We start from the raw sequence: 2,943 nt of genomic DNA on the forward strand, positions 1-2,943 counted from the left end.
GGGCCGACGACGACCCATCGGCCTTCGTGGCGCACCACCCGCTCGTCGCCGACGCGCACCGGCGCCGTCCCGGGCTGCGGCTGGGCTCCACCGGCCGGGTGTGGGACGCGCTGCTGCCCGCGGTGCTGGAGCAGAAGGTCACCGGCACCGAGGCGCACCGCTCGTTCCGCGAGCTCGCGTGGCGGTTCGGGTCGCCCGCACCGGGCCCGGCCGGGGTGGTGCCCGCCGGCATGCGGGTGCCGCCGACACCCGGGCAGATCCGCGCGGTGCCGGAGTGGGAGTGGCACCGGGCCGGCGTCGACCACGCCCGGCGGACGGCGATCCTGCACGCCGCCGTCGTCGCCCACCGGCTGGAACGGGCCGCCGAGCTGGGCGGGGAGCAGGGCCGGGTGCTGCTGCGCCGGGTCCGCGGCATCGGGGTGTGGACGGCCGCGGAGATCGCCCAGCGCGCCTGGGGCGACCCGGACGCGGTCAGCTTCGGCGACTTCCACGTGCCCAACACCGTCGGCTGGGCGCTGCTCGGGCACGACCTCGACGACGCGGGGATGCTCGAGGTGCTCGCTCCCTACGTGCCGCAGCGCCAGCGCGCGGTCCGCTACATCGAGGCGTCCGGGTTCCGCCGTCCCCGGTTCGGGCCCCGGTTCTCCCCGCGCGACTACCGCTCGTTCTGACCGACGTAGGGTCGCCGTGTGAAGGTCACCGTTCTGGTCGGCGGCGTCGGCGGAGCCCGCTTCCTGCAAGGCGTGAAGCACGCGCTCGGACTGCCCCCCGTGGGGTCGGGCGAGTCCGCGCACGAGGTCACCGCCGTGGTCAACGTCGGCGACGACATCTGGCTGCACGGGCTGCGGGTCTGTCCGGACCTCGACACCGTCATGTACACCCTCGGCGGCGGCATCGACGTCGAGAAGGGCTGGGGCCGCTCGGACGAGACGTGGTCGGTCAAGGCCGAGCTGGAGGCCTACGGCGCCGAGGCGACCTGGTTCGGGCTGGGCGACCGCGACGTCGCCACCCACCTCGTCCGCACCCGGATGCTGCGTGCCGGCTACCCGCTGTCCCAGGTCACCGAGGCGCTCTGCCACCGCTGGCAGCCCGGGGTGCGGGTGCTGCCCGCCTCCGACGACCGCGTCGAGACCCACGTCGTGATCGACAACCCGGACCCGGCCGCGGTCGAGGAGACCCCGCAGGTCGCGATCCACTTCCAGGAGTGGTGGATCCGGCACCGGGCCGCCCCGAAGGCGTACCGCTTCGCCTCGGTCGGCGCCGACCAGGCCGCGATCCTGCCCGACGCCCGGGCCGCGATCGCCGGGGCCGACGTCGTGCTCGTCGCCCCGTCCAACCCGGTGGTGTCGATCGGCACGATCGTCTCGGTCCCCGGGATGGCCCAGGCCCTCGCGGCGACGCCCGCGAAGGTCGTGGGGCTGTCCCCGATCGTCGGCGGGGCGCCGGTGCGGGGCATGGCCGACGCCTGCCTGACCGCGATCGGCGTCGAGACCAGCGCCGAGGGCGTGGGCCGGCACTACGGCGGCCGCGGCGAGGGCGGACTGCTCGACGGCTACCTGGTGCACACCGGCGACGCCGCGACCGTGCCCGGCGCGACCGTGCGCGAGGTGCCGCTGCTGATGACCGACCACGACGCGACCGCCGCCATGGCCCGCGCCGCGTTCGAGCTGGCGGGCGTCGGTGTCTGAGGGTTTCCCCGACCACGCGTCGCAGCGGCTGGAGATCATCGGAGTCCCGGGGCTTCCGGAGTTCCGCCCCGGCGACGACCTCACCGCCGCGCTGGCCGAGCGGATGACCTGGCTGCGCGACGGCGACGTCGTGGTGGTCACCAGCAAGGTGTTCTCCAAGGTCGAGGGCAGGCTGGTGCCTGCCCCCGCCGACGAGGAGGAGCGCGACGCGCTGCGCCGCAGGCTGGTCGACCAGGAGACCGAGCGGGTGGTGGCCCGCAAGGGCCGGACGCTGATCGTGGCCGGGAAGCTCGGCATCGTGCAGGCCGCCGCGGGCATCGACGGCTCCAACGTCCGCCGCGACGAGCTCGCCCTGCTGCCGGCCGACCCGGACGCCAGCGCGGCCGGGCTGCGCGCCGGGCTGCGGGAGCGGCTCGGGGTCGAGGTCGGCGTCGTCGTCACCGACACGCTGGGGCGCAGCTGGCGGGTCGGCCAGACCGACATCGCGATCGGCTCGGCCGGACTGCCGGTGCTGCACGGCTACTCCGGCGCCGTCGACGGCCAGGGCAACGACCTGGTCGTCACCGAGATCGCCGTCGCCGACGAGATCGCCGCGGCCGCGGACCTGGTGAAGGGCAAGCTCGGCGGGCTGCCGGTCGCGGTGCTGCGCGGCGCGGCCCTGCCCGACGACGGCTCGACCGCCCGTGACCTGATCCGGCCCATCGAGGAGGACCTGTTCTGGCTGGGCACCGAGGAGGCGATCGCCCGCGGGCGCAGCGAGGCGGTCCTGCTGCGTCGCAGCACCCGGGACTTCGCCGACGAGCCGGTCGACGACGACGCCGTGCGCCGCGCCGTGGGCGTCGCGCTGACCGCGCCCGCGCCGCACCACAGCACCCCGTTCCGGTTCGTGTGGCTGCGTGACGCGGCGCGGCGCACCGCGGTGCTCGACGCGCTGCGCGAGCGCTGGCGCGCCGACCTGGTCGCCGACGGGCGCCCGGCCGACGAGGTGGAGCGTCGCCTCGCCCGCGGGGACCTGCTGCGACGCGCCCCGGAGCTGGTGCTGGCGTTCCGGTCCACCGCGGGGATGCACGGCTACCCGGACCCGGCCCGGGACGCCGCCGAGCGGGACATGTTCACCGTCGCCGGCGGGGCGGCGGTGCAGTCCCTGCTGGTCGCGCTGGCCGCGGAGGGGCTGGCGTCCTGCTGGGTCGGCTCGACGATCTTCGCCGCGGACGTCGCCCGCCGGGTCCTGGACCTGCCCGACGACTGGGCGGCG

Annotated in this window: 3 protein-coding genes; all 3 read left to right on the plus strand. The window is 76.2% G+C overall.

Translation table 11 applies throughout. The annotated features are described in order from the left end of the window. Window positions 1-671: DNA-3-methyladenine glycosylase family protein (locus GTW08_RS09545; RefSeq protein WP_161151782.1), on the plus strand; the 671-nt coding region annotated here is incomplete at its 5' end. 18 nt (window positions 672-689) lie between these two features. Further along, window positions 690-1,688: a 2-phospho-L-lactate transferase gene (gene cofD, locus GTW08_RS09550; protein ID WP_073576350.1), complete on the plus strand. Its 999-nt coding sequence runs from the start codon at window positions 690-692 to the stop codon at window positions 1,686-1,688. Further along, window positions 1,681-2,943 (plus strand): coenzyme F420-0:L-glutamate ligase (locus GTW08_RS09555; protein ID WP_161151783.1); only part of this gene is annotated, 1,263 nt, incomplete at its 3' end. The genes cofD and GTW08_RS09555, both read left to right, overlap by 8 nt.

The sequence above is a fragment of the Pseudonocardia sp. SID8383 genome (assembly GCF_009864975.1).
Lineage (GTDB): Bacteria > Actinomycetota > Actinomycetes > Mycobacteriales > Pseudonocardiaceae > Pseudonocardia > Pseudonocardia alni.